This is a genomic window from Pseudomonas mandelii (assembly GCF_006438925.1).
In the GTDB taxonomy this organism is placed as follows: domain Bacteria; phylum Pseudomonadota; class Gammaproteobacteria; order Pseudomonadales; family Pseudomonadaceae; genus Aquipseudomonas; species Aquipseudomonas mandelii_C.
The window spans coordinates 108687-124146 of record NZ_RCZA01000005.1; the positions used below are offsets into that span (position 1 = coordinate 108687).

Genomic DNA, 15460 nt, shown 5'->3' on the forward strand with positions numbered 1-15460 from the left:
GTTACTGACTGTAATGCCGCCATCGCGAGCAAGCTCGCTCCCACAGGGGAACGCATTTCAAATGTGGGAGCGAGCTTGCTCGCGAAGGCGATTTTTCAGACGACAAAAATATCTGCTTGACCAAGGAGAACGATCGTTCTACTGTGCGCCACATGAACGAAATGACCAGCAACGACACACGCGACATCATTCTGGATGTCACCGAAAAGTTGATCTACAAAAGTGGCATCGCTGCCACCGGGATGGATCTTCTGGTGAAAACCGCCGGCGTCTCCAGAAAAAGTATTTACCGCTACTTCGCCAACAAGGAGGAGCTCACCGTCGCGGCCCTGCAACGCCGTGATGTGCGCTGGATGCACTGGTACAGAAGCGAAGTCGACCAGGCTGAAACACCGGCCGACCGGCTGCTCAACCTGTTTACCGTACTCAAGGCCTGGTTCGCCTCTGAAGGCTTCCGTGGCTGTGCGTTCATCAACACCAGCGGCGAAACCGGCGACCCGCAAGACCCGGTTCGCCTGGTTGCCAAAGACCACAAACAGAAGCTGCTCGACTACGTGCGCGAGCTCTGCATCGAACATGGCGCCACAGACCCGGAGACGCTGGCCAAACAGCTGCTGATCCTGATCGACGGTGCCATTACCGTGGCGCTTGTCATGGGTGATCACAGTGCCGCCGATAATGCGCAATGCATGGCGCGAAAGTTATTGGACCTGTAACACTTTAACCAAGCCCGACAACTTGCAAGAACTTTACTTTGATAGGGAGACTATGAATGTCTAATGCCGAAGTTCGTCCGCCATTGCCACCATTCACCCGTGAATCGGCCATCGAAAAAGTACGCTTGGCCGAAGACGGCTGGAACTCCCGCGACCCGGAACGGGTGTCGCTGGCCTACACCCTGGACACCAAATGGCGCAACCGCGCCGAGTTCGCCTACAACCGCGAAGAAGCCAAAGGTTTCCTGACGCGCAAATGGGCCAAGGAACTGGATTATCGCCTGATCAAAGAACTTTGGGCCTTTACCGGCAACCGCATCGCCGTGCGTTATGCCTACGAATGGCACGACGACTCGGGCAACTGGTTCCGCTCCTACGGCAACGAAAACTGGGAGTTCGACGAGAACGGTTTGATGGCCAATCGGTTTGCCAGCATCAACGACATGCCGATCAAGGAAAGCGACCGCAAGTTCCACTGGCCACTGGGCCGTCGGCCGGATGATCATCCAGGCTTGTCCGACCTGGGCCTGTAATTCCTGAGAACAGTGGACCCTGTAGGAGCTGCCGAAGGCTGCGATCTTTTGATCTTGCCCTTAAAAAGCAGAATCAAAAGATCGCAGCCTTCGGCAGCTCCTACAGGGACCGAGGAAATCAGGCTATTGCAGCGGTGTGCTTGACCTGCGCCTTGGCTTCCAGCTCACGCACCAACGGCAACACCCGCTGACCGAAATATTCCACTTCTTCCTGGAAGTGCAGAAACCCCGCCAACACCAAATCCACGCCCACCGCTTTCAGCGCAACGATTCGCTCGGCAATCTGCTGCGGCGTACCGATTAGATTGGTCTTGAAACCGTCGTTGTACTGCACCAGATCCTCGAACGTCGACTTGGCCCAGTTGCCCTCACCCTCAGGTGACGCCCTGCCCGCCTGCTTCGCCGCATCGCCAAACGCATTCACCGCTTCCGGGTCCGCCTGATCGATGATTTGTGCCAGCACGGCTCGCGCTTCTTCTTCGGTGTCGCGGGCAATGACAAACGCGTTCACGCCGACCTTCACCGAATGATTGTTGGCCGCCGCCTTGGTGCGAATGTCATCGACCTGGGCCTTGATGCCTTCCGGGGTGTTGCCGTTGGTGAAGTACCAGTCTGAAACCCGCGCCGCCATGTCCCGAGCCGCGCGAGAACTGCCACCCTGGAAGATTTCCGGCTGACCCAGTGGTTTCGGTTTGAGGCTGTAGTTGTCGAAGCGATAGAAGTCGCCGCGAAAGCTAAAGTTGTCCTGGCTCCAGATGCCCTTCAGCGAGCGGATGAATTCTTCGGAGCGGCGATAACGCTCGTCATGTTCCAGCCAGTGTTCGCCAATCGCCTGGAATTCACCCTTGAACCAGCCACTGACAATGTTCACCGCCACCCGGCCGTTAGTCAGCTGGTCGATGGTTGCCAATTGCTTGGCCGCCAGCGCCGGCTGCCAAGGGCCGGGCAGGATGGCGGCGATCACTTTCAGTCGGGTGGTGGCGGCCAGCAGGGCATGGCTGAAGGCGACGGATTCGTGCTGGTACTCGGCGCCGTAACCGGCGGTGAAGCGGATCTGCGTCAGGGCGTATTCAAACCCCGCCTCTTCGGCCAGTTGCGCCAGTTTGCGGTTGTAGTCGATGCCCCAGTGGGTGCGTTGCTCGATCTTGCTGACCACCAGCCCGCCGCTGACGTTCGGCACCCAGTAGGCAAATTTGACGGCTTGCTGACGCATTGGCATGTCCTCGGGACGTTAGGGAAGTCCTGGGGTGAGAGCAGCAACCGTGCCAGCGCTTGAATCGCGACGGGTGACACTACGGCCCTGAGCCGAGCGAGAACCTTGTGGGAGCGGGTTTGCTCGCGAAAGCGGTATGTCAGCTAACGAAGATGTTGAATGGCCCACCGCTTTCGCGAGCAAGCCCGCTCCCACAGGAATCCGGGTGTGTCTGGGGCAATTTGCTGATGCACTGTTGGCGCAGCAACATCTGCAGCCGGGGAAAACCCGTACAAGCCCGTAATGACAGGCCTTTGAATTCGGCATGGACCGTGCAATCCCCAGTGACATCCACTGCCGACCCAAGGAGCCGTCCCATGACCGAACACCAGGTAATCAATCCGCTGTCCATTGGCACCGACTATGAAGCGCTGGCCGCAAGGTTCCGGCCGATTTTCCAACGCATCGCCGCCGGTGCCGTTGAGCGCGAACAGTCCCGCAACCTTCCGTACGAACCGATTCAGTGGCTCAAGGACGCCGGGTTTGGCGCGGTGCGGGTGCCGATTGAATACGGCGGTGGCGGCGCCTCCCTGCCACAACTGTTTGAGCTGCTGATCGAATTGGCCGAAGCCGATTCCAACGTGCCTCAGGCCTTGCGCGGGCACTTCGCCTTTGCCGAGGATCGCTTGAACTCGGCGCCCGGGCCGGCGCGGGATCTGTGGTTCAAGCGCTTCGTAGACGGTGACATCGCCGGCAATGCCTGGACCGAAATCGGCAGCGTGGCGATTGGCGATGTCATCACTAAAGTCTCGCCTCACGGCGACCAATGGAGGCTCAACGGCGAGAAGTTCTACAGCACCGGCAGCCTGTTTTCCGACTGGATCGACGTGTACGCGCAACGCAGCGACACCGGCGGCGACGTGATTGCCGCGGTCCGAACCCGCCAGCCGGGCATCGTGCAGAGCGACGACTGGGACGGTTTCGGCCAGCGCACTACCGGCAGTGGTACTTCACGGTTTATCGATGCCGACGTGGAGGCCGAGAACATCATCGACTTCGCCACCCGCTTCAAATACCAGACCGCGTTTTATCAGTTGGTGCTGCTGGCGACCCTGGCCGGGATCGGTCGTGCGGCGTTGCGCGATGTGGCTCATCAGGTGCGTGAACGCAAACGCATCTACAGCCATGGCAATGCGCAGCACGTCAGCCAGGATTCGCAGGTGCAGCAAGTGGTCGGTGAAATCGCGGCACTGGTGTATGCGGCCGAAGCCAGCGCCGTGAAGGCTGCGCAACCGGCGCAGCGGGCTTATCTGGCGCGATTCTCGGGTGATGAAGCCTTGGAACAAGAAGCGAATGTCGCGGCGGAAATCGAATCGGCCAAGGCTCAGGTGGTGGTGTCGGAGCTGATCCAGCGAGCGACCACAGAGCTGTTCAATGCACTGGGGGCTTCGGATACGCGGGTGGGTAAATCGCTGGACCGGCACTGGCGCAATGCGCGGACGGTGTCGTCGCACAATCCGGTGATCTACAAGGCACGAATTGTCGGGGACTGGGCGATCAACGGGACCGAGCCACCGTTTGTGTGGCAGATCGGCAATGGTCCACAGCCAAAGTGATGTGTTGTTTGGGCTGACGCCATCGCGAGCAGGCTCGCTCCCACATTGATCTGTGCACGCCGCAAATCCCCTGTGGGAGCGAGCCTGCTCGCGAAGAGGCCAGACAGGTCGCCGCTAGAGTTGGATATAGGTAAGATATCGGCCCTTCCCCGCAGCCCCGTTCTGCACCCCGCCGAATAAGCCGATTCCATGCCTTTCGAACTCAGTGTTGACCTCACCACCCTGGCCATTCTGGCCCTCGTCGCTTTCATTGCCGGTTTCATCGACGCCATTGCCGGCGGCGGCGGTCTGTTGACCACCCCGGCGCTGCTGACCGCTGGCCTGCCGCCGCATCTGGTGTTGGGCACCAACAAACTCAGTTCGACGTTTGGCTCGGCCACCGCCAGTTTCACCTTCTACCGACGCAAGCTGTTCCATCCCAAGCAATGGATGCACGCCATTGTCGGCACGCTGGTGGGCGCGTTGACCGGTGCTGTGGTCGCTCACTACCTGCCGGCCGAATGGCTGAACAAGATGCTCCCGGTGATCGTTTTCGGCTGCGGCGTCTATCTGTTGTTTGGCGGCACGCCGAAAGCACCGCTGGACAGCGACGCACCGATCAAGAAAAAGTGGCAATCGACCCAAGGCTTCGGCCTGGGTTTTTACGACGGCGTGGCCGGTCCCGGCACGGGTGCGTTCTGGACCGTCAGCACGATGCTGATGTACCCCATCGACCTGGTGAAGGCCAGCGGTGTGGCGCGCAGCATGAACTTCGTCAGCAACATTGCGGCGTTGTCGGTGTTCGTGTTTTCCGGGCAGGTGGACTGGATCATCGGCCTGAGCATGGGCCTGTCGGTGATGGTCGGGGCGTTTTTCGGGGCTCGCACCGCCATCAGCGGCGGTGCGAAGTTCATTCGCCCGGTGTTCATCACCGTGGTACTGGGCTTGACCGTGCGGTTAGCCTGGCAACACTGGTTCAGCGTGGCCTAAGCGCCGCGCTACATAGACGTCGATCAGGTAACGGGCAATCGATTTTGACGCCGGCAACGGCGGCAGCTCATGAACGTTGAACCACTGGGCGTCTTCGATCTCGTCTTCCTGGCACACAATCTCGCCACCGGCGTATTCGGCATGGAAACCCAGCATCATCGAATGCGGGAACGGCCAGCACTGGCTGCCCATGTACTGGATGTTCTTGACCTCGATCTGCACTTCTTCACGGACCTCGCGAATCAGGCAGTCTTCGGCGGACTCGCCCGGTTCGGCAAACCCTGCCAACGTGCTGTAGACCCCGGTGACAAAGCGCGGCGAACGCGCCAGCAGGACTTCATCGCCCCGGGTTACCAGTACGATCATGCTCGGCGAAATGCGCGGGTAGCTGCGTAAATCACACGGCTCGCAATACATCGCCCGTTCCCGGGTCACCTGGGTCATCGCCTGCCCGCAGTTACCGCAAAAGCGGTGTTCGCGGGCCCAGGTGCCGATTTGCGCGGCATAACCGAGCACCTTGTAAACCGTATGGTCGCCTTCGAGCATGAAAGCCCGTAGCCCCTTCCAGTTGCAGCCCGGCACGTCGCTGTGACTGCGCAGCTCCAGCAAATAGACCGGTTCGCCGTCCAGGTGACCGATGCCATGTTCGGCAAGGATCGACAGGTCCTGACGCTTGAGCCATTCACGCGGGAACAGCGCGCCATTGTCATCGAACAAAAAGCCTTCGGGGCTGCGCGCTACCGCCCAGCCGCCGGGTTGGTCGGTGTCCAGTACTGCAGTGGTCCAGCGTGAAGTCATTTTTAATCAGTCCAGAAATTCGGGTTTCTGTTTGCTCATATGGGCGGCCATGGCCACGCGCAGATCGGTGGATTGCAGCATGGCGGCGTTCCAGGTGGCGACGTATTCGAGGCCGTCATCGATGCGATGGTCGCGCATGTAGCTGATCATCTCTTTGGTGCCGGTGATCGCAATCGGTGACTTGCTGGCGATCTCGCGGGCTATGCCCATGACACCGTCGAGCAGGCTGGCGGTGTCGCTGTAAACGCGATTGACCAGGCCCATGTCACGCGCTTCTTCGGCACCAAACGTGCGACCAGTGTAAGCCAGTTCACGCAGCATGCCGTCACCGATGATCCGCGGCAAGCGTTGCAAAGTGCCAACGTCGGCCGCCATGCCGATGTCGATTTCCTTGATCGAGAATTGCGCATCTTCGGCGGCGTAACGCATGTCGCAAGCCGAAATCAAATCAATGGCGCCCCCCAGACAATAACCCTGAACCGCAGCCAGTACCGGCTTGCGGCAATTGTCGACGGCATTGAATGACGCTTGCAGGGCGAGGATCTTGCGGCGCAGCAGGCGCGCGTTGCGCCCCACGTCCTTGCCCAGTTCATTGGCCACGCCGGCCAGCATCATCAGGTCGATGCCAGAAGAAAAGTGCTTACCCGCACCACTGAGCACCACCACCCGGACTTCGTCGGTGTCGTCGACCCACTGGAAAATCTCGATGATCTCGCTCCAGAACGCGGCATTCATCGAATTGATCTTTTCCGGCCGGTGGATCTGCACATGGGCGATTTTATCGGCCAGTTCGACGGTGAACGCAGTGTACTGAGACATGGCAGTGATCCTTTACCGGCAAAAAATGAGGCCCGAACTATACCAAGGCATCAGGGCCGGCCGTAAGGCAGCGGTTAAGCCAAAGACGGGACTTGCCAGCCGCGCACCATAACAGTGCGCGAGCATTGCCCCGCTTCGCACATTCATGTGACATCTCGAATATTTTTTGAGGCAAAAAGGTAAAAAAACATGCCCTTCGTCGGTGCGTTCCTCCCTCCAAGCGGTACGTCCGTACCTCTTTAAACCGATTGTCGAACAATTTTGCCATCTGGCCTCCCCCGCTCTAAGTTCTGGCCTAGACTCAGTTCCGCGGGTCGAAACCGGCCGGTCACAAAGCGGAAAGAAAGTCGAAACTTTTGCCGGTCGTGACGGGTCAGGTTAAAGGGAGGTGCGTTGCGACTGGTGCAATCCTTGCAACGATCTCTACAGCCATTCTGCTTCATCGTATTGGAAGCCCTTGCTCACCGATGCGTAGCGCGTTTGCGCCCGGCCACAGGAATTGGCCACGAAACACCGTTTGTGCCAGACCTAAGAATTAGATCAACAACACGGGAGATTCATATGATCAGTGCGGCTTTAGATATTCAGGGAGAACGTGCTCATCAGCAGGTCGGCGAAACGAGCGCCGTGAGCGCCCCCAGTCACCAATCGATCAGCGTCCCCGGCACCAAGACGCTGGCACCGGTGGCCAGTCAGAATCCCAACAAGAAGAAAGTGCTGTTCGTCACCTCGGAGATCGCCGATCTGGTGAAAACCGGTGGTCTGGGCGACGTTTCCGCAGCGCTGCCGCGAGCCATGGCTCACTTGCACGATGTACGAGTGTTGATCCCCGGTTACCCGCAAGTGCTGCACAGCGAAAACCCGATTCATATCATTGGTGAACTCGGTGGTCACGCCGCCTTGCCTCCCTGCAAGATCGGGCGCATGGACATGCCCGACGGTCTGGTCATTTATGTGTTGATCTGCCCCGAGCTCTACGAGCGCGAGGGTTCGCCTTACGGCGCCAACAACGGCCGCGACTGGCCGGACAATCACATCCGTTTCGCCCGCCTGGGCCTGGCAGCCGCCGACATCGCCGCCAATCTTGCACAAATTCACTGGTGCCCGGACCTGGTGCACGCCCATGACTGGCCTGCCGGTCTGGCGCCCGCTTACATGCACTGGCGTGGACAACGTACCCCGACGCTGTTCACCATTCATAACCTCGCCTACCAGGGCGTAACCAGTCTTGGCTCGTGCCCGGAACTGGGTATTCCCCTGCATGCCTTGCAACAGGAAGGCATGGAGTTCTACGGCAAGATGTCGTTCCTCAAGGCCGGCATGGCTTATTCGAGCCACATCACCACCGTCAGCGCCACCTATGCCCAGGAAATCACCACCCCGGCCTTCGGCTGCGGTCTCGACGGTTTTCTTTCCGCCAAGACCCAGCAAGGTCTGCTCAGTGGTATTCCCAACGGCATCGATGAAAGCTGGGACGCCGCCACCGACCCGCACCTGTTCTGCCCCTTCAAAATTGGCGATTGGGAAGGCAAAGCGGTCAACGCCGCCCACGTGCGTGACCTGTTCGGCCTGGAAGATTCCGACGGTCCGCTGTTCGCCGTGGTTTCGCGACTGGTCTATCAGAAAGGCCTGGACCTGACCGAAGCCGTCTCCGAGTACATCGTCAAGTCTGGCGGGCAGATCGCGATCATCGGTCGTGGCGAGCCGGAAGAAGAACAAGCCATGCGTGAACTGGCCCTGCGCTTTCCAGGCCAGATCGGCGTGCGCATCGGTTTCAACGAGACCGACGCCCGTCGCATGTTCGCCGGCAGTGACTTCCTGCTGATGCCTTCGCGTTACGAGCCTTGCGGGCTGAGCCAGATGTACGCTCAGCGCTTCGGTTCGTTGCCGGTGGCACGCAACACCGGGGGTTTGGCCGACACCATTGAAAACGGCGTGACCGGTTTTCTGTTCGACGAATCCACGGCCGAAAGTTACGAGGAAGCCCTGAGCCGGGCCTTCAAGGTTTTTGCCTTCCCCGACCTGCTCAATGCCATGCGCTGCCGGGCCATGGCCGCGCCTTTCAACTGGTGCAAGGCGGTCGAACCGTACGCCGAACTCTACGAAAAACTGGTGACCAAGGCGCTGGGTAAATCGGGCAAACATTAAGAGGTTTTCAAAGATGCCGTTACGGACCCTTGAGACCTGGCCCCACGGCGCAGTCATGCTGGACGCAGAGCACACGCGTTTTGCCTTGTGGGCGCCAGATGCGTTTTACGTCAGTGTCGAACTGGAAGATGGACAGTCCTTGCCACTCCTGCCCCAGGCAGATGGCTGGTTCGTGATCAACACCCGCTGCCCCGCCGGCACGCGTTACCGCTACAACATCGACGGTGAGCTGGAGGTGCCCGACCCGGCCTCCCGCGCACAGGCCGGCGATATTGACCGCCACAGCGTGGTGGTCGATCCGCTTGCGTATCAATGGCAACACAGCGCCTGGCTCGGGCGGCCGTGGAATGAGGCGGTGATCTACGAATTGCACGTCGGTGCGCTCGGCGGCTTCAGCGAAGTCGAGCAGCACCTGGTGCGCCTCGTGGAGCTGGGCATCAGCGCGATCGAATTGATGCCGCTGGCGCAATTCCCCGGTGATCGCAATTGGGGTTACGACGGGGTTCTGCCCTACGCGCCCCAAGCCTCCTACGGCACTCCCGAACAACTCAAACACCTGATCGACACCGCCCACGGCCATGGCCTGGCGGTGATTCTCGACGTGGTCTACAACCACTTCGGCCCGGACGGCAATTACCTGCATCGCTACGCCAAGGGCTTCTTCCGCGAAGACAAGCACACCCCCTGGGGTGCGGCCATCGACTTCCGGCGGCGCGAGGTGCGGGACTTCTTCATCGACAATGCGTTGATGTGGTTGCTGGAGTACCGCTTCGATGGTTTGCGCCTGGACGCGGTACACGCCATCGAAGATCCAGACTTTCTTCAGGAACTGGCGCAAAAGGTTCGCCAGCAAACCGATCCGGGCAGGCATGTGTGGCTGACCGTTGAGAACGAACACAACCAGGCCAGTCTGCTGGAAGAAGGCTTCGACGCGCAGTGGAACGACGACGGCCACAATGCCTTGCACGTGCTGCTGACCGGCGAAACCGACGCCTATTACGCCGACTACGCGCAAAACCCGACTGAACAACTGGCTCGCTGCCTGAGCCAGGGTTTTGTGTTTCAGGGCCACGTGACCCGCCACGGTACAACCCGCGGTGAGCCCAGCGGTCACTTGCCGCCCAGTGCTTTCGTGCTGTTTCTGCAAAACCACGACCAGATCGGCAACCGCGCCTTGGGCGAACGATTGCATCAACTGGCCAACCCCGACGCGCTCAAGGCGGCCACCGCTTTACTGCTGTTGTCACCGATGATCCCGCTGATGTTCATGGGCGACGAGTTCGCCGCCGAGCAACCGTTCCTGTTCTTCACCAGCCATCACGGTGAACTCGCGGAGCTGGTGCGCGAGGGACGACGTAACGAGTTTGCCGCCTTCAGCGCGTTTGCTGATCCGCACAAACGCGAGCAGATTCCCGACCCGAACGCGCGCCAGACCTTCGAGGCTTCACGCCCCGAGCTGACATCAACCCGACAGTCCGCCATGCACGACCTGTATCGCCAACTGTTGCAGATCCGCCATCAGCAGATCATTCCCCGCCTGCCCGGTGCTCAAGCACTGGGCGCCGAGGTGCTGGCCACAGGCGCAGTAACGGCGCGCTGGCGACTGGGCGATGGCAGTCAGCTGCGCATTGACCTGAACCTCAGCGACACACCTGTGGTCCACTCCCCACAGACCGACGCTTCGTTGTTGTTGTTCGAATACCCGCCACAGTCAGCCGGTCTGTTGGATCAGGGCACACTTGCCCCGTATTGCGCGTTAGTCAGCCTCACGGCCGCAGCCCCTTTGCTACCCCCGGATGGAGAGCGCCAATGAGCGATGCGCAACTGGAAATACTGGCCAGCCGAGCTGGCCTGGCAGTCGACTGGATCGACGCCAACGGCCGCCCACAGAAAGTCGCTCCATCAGTGCTACGCAACGTCCTCACCGGACTCGGCCACCCGGCCGGCAGCGCTCAGGAAATCGACGCCAGCCTGCTGGAACTGCAACAGGTGCAACAGACCCGACACCTGCCGCCGCTGCTGACCGCAGACTTCGGTGTCGGCCTCAGCCTGGCGCATTACTTTGAGCCCGAAACACCGTGCGAAATCCACCTTGAAGATGGCTCGCGACTTCATTTGAAACTGGATGCCGAGGCGATTCTCCCCGGCCTGATCCCGGTCGGTTATCAACACGTCAGCATCGACGGACAGGAATTTACGCTGGCCGTTGCACCGGCTCGCTGCTACAGCGTCGGCGATGCCGTCGACAGCCCGATTCCGCGCGCCTGGGGCCTGAGCGTGCAGCTGTACTCGTTGCGTCGTCCGGGTGATGGCGGTTTCGGCGATACCCAGGCGCTGGAAGACCTTGCCCGAGTCGCCGGCGAACGCGGTGCCGAAGCGCTGGCGATCAGTCCGCTGCATGCAATGTTCGGCAGCGACACCCAGCGTTACAGCCCGTACTCGCCTTCCAGCCGTTTGTTTCTCAACAGCTTGTATGCCGCACCGGGCGCCATCCTGGGTGATCGAGCGTTGCGTACGGCGATTGATGCCACAGGCCTGGCGGCAGAACTCAAGCATCTTGAAGCCTCGCCGTTGATTGATTGGCCGGTAGCGGCCGAAGCCAAACATCGTCTGTTGCAGGCGTTGTACGAAGGCTTTGTGCAGGGCGAACACCCGTTGCATGCCGACTTCAGCAGCTTCCGCCACGCCGCTGGCGAAGCCCTGGAAAACCACTGCCGCTTTGAAGCCATTCAAGAAGCCCGCGCCGCCAAGGGTGAAAGTCTCGACTGGCGGCATTGGCCCGAGCAATGGCAAAACCCGCGCAGCGCGGCCCTCGCCGAATTCGCCGAAGAAAACGCCGGGCGCATCGGATTCTTTGCCTTCTGCCAATGGCTGATCACACGCTGCCTGGAACGCGCACAAACCGCCGCTCGCAGCGCCGGCATGAGCATTGGCCTGATCGCCGATCTGGCGGTGGGTGCCGATGGCGGTGGCAGTCAGGCCTGGAGTCGTCAGGACGAATTGCTCGCCTCGCTGACCGTGGGTGCACCACCGGACATTCTCAACCGCACCGGTCAGGGCTGGGGGATTTCCGCGTTCTCTCCCGAAGGTCTGGTGCGCAACGGCTTTCGTGCATTCATCGAAATGCTCCGCGCCAATTTTGCCCACGCCGGTGGCCTGCGCATCGATCACGTCATGGGCCTGCAACGGCTGTGGGTGATCCCCAATGACGCGTCACCCGCCGACGGCGCCTACCTCTATTACCCGGTGGACGACCTGCTGCGTTTGCTGACCCTCGAGTCCCATCGTCATCAAGCCATCGTCCTCGGTGAAGACCTCGGCACCGTAGCGGATGGTCTGCGAGAAAAGCTCATCGCCCGCTCGATCCTCGGCATGCGCGTGCTGCTGTTCGAACAGGACAACGCCCACTTCAAACCGATTCTCGACTGGCCGGACAACGCTCTCGCCACCACGAGCACCCATGACCTGCCGACGCTCAATGGGTGGTGGCATGGCCGCGATATCGACTGGAACGCCCGTCTGGGTCTGGTCGACGCCCCGGGTGAAATCGAATGGCGCCACCACCGTGAACGCGAGCGTGAAGGCCTGCGTCGGGTGTTGAGCGAGGACCCGCAGAACTTTCGCGAAGAGTCCCACGAAACCGATCAGGTGCTCGACGCCGCGATACGTTTCCTCGGTCATACCCGTGCGCCGCTGGTGTTGCTGCCGCTGGAAGATGCCCTGGGCATCGAGCAGCAAGCCAACTTGCCCGGCACCACCGACACACACCCCAACTGGTCCCGACGCCTGCCGGGCGACAGTGAAACCTTGCTCGATGACCCGGACGCCGCCCGGCGCCTGGAACTGCTCGCCTGTGCGCGGCTTCAGGCGGCCGAGCGTGACCAATGAAGCAAACGCTTATCCAACCGCTACGGGCCACCCTGCGGCTGCAGTTCCATAAAGACTTCACGCTGGACGACGCGGTGCCGCTGGTGCCGTACTTCGCCAGCCTCGGCATCAGCCATGTGTATGCGTCACCGCTACTGAGTGCTCGCGCCGGTTCCATGCATGGCTACGACGTGGTGGACCCGACCACGGTCAACCCGGAGCTGGGCGGCGAAGCGGCGCTGCGGCGTTTGGTCAGCGCATTGCGCAAGCTGAACATGGGACTGATCCTCGACGTCGTCTCCAACCACATGGCCGTCGGCGGTGACGATAATCCCTGGTGGCAGGATTTGCTGGAATGGGGACGCCTGAGTCCTTACGGCGAGTTCTTCGATATCCAGTGGCATTCGCCCGACCCGTTGATGGAAGGCCAGTTGCTGTTGCCCTTCCTCGGCAGCGACTACGGCATCGCCTTGCAGGACGGCACCCTGCCCCTGCGCTTCGATGCGCACAAGGGCGCGTTTTATGTCGAGCACTATGAGCATCACTTCCCGATCTGCCCGACCCATTACGGCGAACTGCTCAGAACCGATGACCCGCTGAGCGCCGAATCGCTCAAGTCGCTGGCAGACCGTTTCAGCACCTTGAGCTACCAGACCGACGCCCACAGTCTGGCGATGCCGCTTAAAACAGAGTTGCGTGAACTGGCCAGCGATCCGGCAATTCTGCAGGCCATCCAGCAAAACCTCAGCGCTTACGACTCGCTCACCACCGAAGGTTTCCAGCGCCTGCACCAGTTGCTTGAACAGCAAAGCTATCGCCTGGCCAGTTGGCGCACGGCGGCAGATGACATCAACTGGCGGCGTTTTTTCGATATCAACGAACTGGGCGGCCTGCGGGTCGAACGCCCGGCCGTGTTCGAAGCCACCCACGCGAAAATCTTCGAGCTGGTTGCCGAAGGCCTGGTTGACGGTCTGCGCATCGACCACATCGACGGCCTCGCCGACCCTCGGGGTTACTGCCGCAAACTGCGGCGGCGTGTTGACAGCCTGTCGCCGGATCGGCACCTGCCGATCTACGTCGAGAAGATCCTCGGCGAAGGTGAAACCCTGCACCGTGACTGGTCGGTGGATGGCACCACCGGTTACGAGTTCATGAATCAGTTGTCGCTGCTGCAACACGCACCCGAAGGCGCCGACACTTTGGCCGAACTGTGGAATCGTTACAGCGAACGGCCCGTCGATTTCAATCAGGAAGCGCAACTGGCCCGCCAGCAGATCCTCAACGGCTCCCTCGCCGGAGACTTCGAAAGCGTCGCCCAGGCCCTGTTGCAAGTGGCACGGGACGACCTGATGACCCGCGACCTGACCCTGGGCGCGATTCGTCGGGCGTTGCAGGAACTGATCGTGCATTTCCCGGTGTACCGCACCTACATCAGCCCCCGTGGGCGGTCGGCTGAAGACGATGTGTTTTTCCAGCAAGCCATGGACGGTGCCAGGCAAACCCTCGGCGAGGCCGACTGGCCAGTGCTCGATTGCCTGGCCCGCTGGCTCGGTGGTGAATCATGGCGCAAACGCCCGTTGGGCCGGCCGCGCAAGATGCTCAAGCATGCCTGTGTGCGTTTTCAGCAACTGACTTCCCCGGCGGCGGCGAAGGCCGTGGAAGACACCGCGTTCTATCGCTCGGCGACATTGTTGTCGCGCAATGACGTGGGCTTCAGCACCGAACAGTTCAGCGCGCCGGTGGCCGATTTCCATGCGGCTTGCGTCAACCGTCTCGACGAGTTCCCCGATAATTTGCTGGCCACCGCGACCCACGACCACAAACGCGGCGAAGACACCCGCGCGCGCCTGGCGGTGCTGAGCGAGCGCAGTGCCTGGTACGCCGAGCAAGTCCCGCTCTGGCGGACCCTAGCCCGCCCCCTGCGCGACGACGACCAGATGCCGACTGCGGGCGATGAGTTGATCCTCTATCAAGCGATCCTCGGCAGCTGGCCGCTGGATTTGCGCAGTGACGATCAAGCAGCGCTGGAGAACTACACTCAACGGGTGTGGCAGTGGCAACAGAAAGCCTTGCGCGAAGCCAAGTTGCAAAGCAGCTGGAGCGCGCCGAACGAGGCTTACGAACAAGCGGTTCAGCAATTCCTGCAACGTCTGCTTCTGAGCCCCGAAGGTGAACTGCTACGCGTTGCCCTCAGCAAAGCAGCCAAGAGCATCGCCGTCCCCGGCGCACTCAATGGGTTGGCGCAAACCTTACTGCGCATGACCGTGCCGGGGGTGCCAGATCTTTATCAGGGCAACGAGTACTGGGACTTCTCGCTGGTCGATCCGGACAACCGCCGGCCGGTGGATTACGCCAGCCGTCAGCAATCGATGCAGACGCCATCGGCACTGCCCGAGCTGTTGGCTGACTGGCGGGACGGGCGCATTAAACAAGCGCTGATCGCTCAGGTGTTGAACCTGCGGCTCGAGCACACCGAGCTGTTTCGGCGAGGGACGTATCAAGCCCTTGAAGTCGTCGGCAGCCAGGCTCACCGGGTGCTCGCATTTGCTCGCTCGCTGGAAGGAAAACACGCCATCGTGATCGTGCCGATACGCTGCGCCGAACTGCTGAAAAACAGTGCCGAACCCCGGATTGACGCGCCGCTGTGGGGCGATACACGGGTCAAATTACCGTTCACCGTCCCTGATGAAAATTTGAAGGGACTTTTTTCAAGCACAGCAGTCACACCCCAAAGGGAGCTGAACATCAGCGCCGCGCTAGGGGATTTCCCAATCAATGTTTTTATCCAAACTACCCCTTGAG

Annotated in this window: 11 protein-coding genes; 8 read left to right on the top strand and 3 right to left on the bottom strand. The window is 60.7% G+C overall.

Features of this window, described 5'->3' with window-relative positions; genetic code table 11:
* The first annotated feature begins 152 nt into the window (after window positions 1-152).
* Entirely contained in the window at window positions 153-716 is a 564-nt protein-coding gene (locus EAH74_RS12985; RefSeq protein ID WP_140678931.1) for a TetR/AcrR family transcriptional regulator, read from the top strand.
* 56 nt (window positions 717-772) lie between these two features.
* Window positions 773-1249: a DUF1348 family protein gene (locus EAH74_RS12990; protein WP_140678933.1), complete on the top strand. Its 477-nt coding sequence runs from the start codon at window positions 773-775 to the stop codon at window positions 1247-1249.
* A 118-nt stretch (window positions 1250-1367) separates the two neighbouring features.
* On the opposite strand, the gene sfnG is transcribed toward EAH74_RS12990, so the two are convergent.
* Complete coding sequence (gene sfnG / locus EAH74_RS13000; RefSeq protein ID WP_140678935.1) at window positions 1368-2462, bottom strand: dimethylsulfone monooxygenase SfnG; 1095 nt, start codon at window positions 2460-2462, stop codon at window positions 1368-1370.
* A 356-nt stretch (window positions 2463-2818) separates the two neighbouring features.
* Here sfnG and EAH74_RS13005 point away from each other — a divergent pair, with 356 nt between their 5' ends.
* Window positions 2819-4057: an acyl-CoA dehydrogenase family protein gene (locus EAH74_RS13005; protein ID WP_140678937.1), complete on the top strand. Its 1239-nt coding sequence runs from the start codon at window positions 2819-2821 to the stop codon at window positions 4055-4057.
* A 189-nt stretch (window positions 4058-4246) separates the two neighbouring features.
* On the top strand, window positions 4247-5026 hold the full coding sequence (locus EAH74_RS13010; protein ID WP_140678939.1) for a TSUP family transporter: 780 nt from the start codon (window positions 4247-4249) through the stop codon (window positions 5024-5026).
* On the opposite strand, the gene nudC is transcribed toward EAH74_RS13010, so the two are convergent.
* On the bottom strand, window positions 4994-5824 hold the full coding sequence (nudC, locus tag EAH74_RS13015; protein ID WP_123364101.1) for an NAD(+) diphosphatase: 831 nt from the start codon (window positions 5822-5824) through the stop codon (window positions 4994-4996). The two genes, EAH74_RS13010 and nudC, sit on opposite strands and share 33 nt — an antisense overlap.
* Before the next feature lie 6 nt (window positions 5825-5830).
* Window positions 5831-6643, bottom strand: a complete 813-nt coding sequence (locus EAH74_RS13020) for a crotonase/enoyl-CoA hydratase family protein (RefSeq protein ID WP_140678941.1) — start codon at window positions 6641-6643, stop codon at window positions 5831-5833.
* 561 nt (window positions 6644-7204) lie between these two features.
* On the opposite strand from EAH74_RS13020, the gene glgA reads away from it, so the two are divergent.
* From glgA to EAH74_RS13040, 4 genes are read left to right on the top strand one after another with little or no spacing between them, the layout of a single operon-like run.
* Window positions 7205-8791, top strand: coding sequence for a glycogen synthase GlgA (gene glgA, locus EAH74_RS13025; protein WP_123364103.1), 1587 nt, complete (start codon window positions 7205-7207; stop codon window positions 8789-8791).
* A gap of 13 nt (window positions 8792-8804) precedes the next feature.
* Window positions 8805-10604 (top strand): malto-oligosyltrehalose trehalohydrolase, encoded by a 1800-nt coding sequence (gene treZ / locus EAH74_RS13030; RefSeq protein ID WP_140678943.1) that lies wholly within the window; start codon window positions 8805-8807, stop codon window positions 10602-10604.
* A complete protein-coding gene (malQ, locus tag EAH74_RS13035; protein WP_140678945.1) occupies window positions 10601-12679 on the top strand; it encodes a 4-alpha-glucanotransferase in 2079 nt (692 codons plus the stop codon). The genes treZ and malQ overlap by 4 nt, the downstream gene beginning before the upstream one ends.
* Window positions 12676-15459, top strand: a complete 2784-nt coding sequence (locus EAH74_RS13040) for a malto-oligosyltrehalose synthase (protein WP_140678947.1) — start codon at window positions 12676-12678, stop codon at window positions 15457-15459. The genes malQ and EAH74_RS13040 overlap by 4 nt, the downstream gene beginning before the upstream one ends.
* Window position 15460 lies beyond the last annotated feature (1 nt).